This is a genomic window from Bartonella sp. AA23NXGY (assembly GCF_042197165.1).
GTDB lineage: Bacteria > Pseudomonadota > Alphaproteobacteria > Rhizobiales > Rhizobiaceae > Bartonella.
The window spans coordinates 1-1,277 of record NZ_JBHIRO010000072.1 but is presented as its reverse complement, the minus strand read 5'-3'; the positions used below and the strand labels follow the sequence as shown (position 1 = coordinate 1,277).

The 1,277-nt window shown below is 36.6% G+C and carries 1 protein-coding gene; it reads right to left on the bottom strand.

Going from position 1 to position 1,277, the window contains the following annotated elements; translation table 11 throughout:
• Positions 1 to 128: 128 nt before the first annotated feature.
• Positions 129 to 881 (bottom strand): hypothetical protein, encoded by a 753-nt coding sequence (locus tag ACFINY_RS09710; RefSeq protein ID WP_375612654.1) that lies wholly within the window; start codon positions 879 to 881, stop codon positions 129 to 131.
• Positions 882 to 1,277: the final 396 nt, after the last annotated feature.

The window sequence follows — 1,277 nt, the reverse complement described above, 5'->3', positions numbered from 1 at the left end:
TCATTAGTAAGTTCATATTTTTTGGATACAGTTTTAGTGGTCATAGGTAGCTCCCTAATCTAATATTCAAACAAATTGTTAAATGAAATGGTTATAAGGAGGCGCCCCCGCACCGCCCTATTGTTTAATTAAGCAGCTTCTTTTTCACATTCTAATTCACATTCTAAATCGTCATCATTTTCCGATTCAAGATCAGCATCATAATAGTCTTCAAAATCATCATAATACTCATGACGATAATAATCATCTTCACTACCAAATTCGGGATATGCTTCATTCCAAATATGATCATCTGCTGTTAAAGAAGCGGCGCTATGAACATAAGAATCTCCTGAGATAAGAGCACCACATACAACGGCATCATCGAAAACACGCGCGTCATCACAAATATAAGCAGCACCGCTTATTTTTGCATTGCCTCCAACATGAGCATTATCACAAATGACGGCATCATCAGAAATATGAGCATGATCAGTTACATAGGCATTATCATAAATCTTTGCATTGCCTTCAATTACAACAGCACCTTTAATATGAGCATTCCCATAAAGACGCGCATTGCCTCCCATAAAAATAGCTTCAAAAATAGCATTCCCATAAATTTTTGCATTCCCACAAACGTCTACAAAAAAGCTTCTTACTTTTGCATTCCCAGAAACGCGGGCATTTTGAAAAACGCGGGCTTTATCATATACCCAGCACGTACCATAATGCGATAGGTTGCTTTCATTTTCTATAAAACCACCTAAATCCCCCGCCTTGACATCTCCAAAATCTTTTAAGGCGCGTATACGGTATAATGTGAGACCAGTCATATGATCTATTTCATTAGTCAATTCATATTTTTTGGATGGTTTTCTCTTTTTAACTGTAGCTTTCATGCTAGTAATCCTATTCGTAAGAAGGTTTCTATTGACACCCTATAAGGGCGTCGGGTGCTAGAAACACGGCGAATAGTCCGCTGTGTGCTTTCCCCTAAAAAGGGTATTGTATAACACACTACACCCGACATAAATCGTTATATGCCAATGATAGCATAAAAGAAAGTCAGTATTTTAAAAGGCATGGGAGAGGCTGTATCGTAACCTATCCGCTATTCGCTAAGTGTTTCTACACACTTGACGCCTTTCTAAACGAACCTTTCCTTAAAGTCAATACGTATTTTTTATTTTTTTCACTTTTTTTCATTTTGATACCTACCTAATTGAATACCAAGTGATTTTAAATTTTACTTTTGGTTTTTAGTATAAAAATGTAGTGCGTAAATGGACATGTTT

Excerpts from the sequence above, each read along its gene's own strand:
- ACFINY_RS09710 (WP_375612654.1), bottom strand. The coding sequence starts at position 881 with ATGAAAGCTACAGTTAAAAAGAGAAAACCATCCAAAAAATATGAATTG.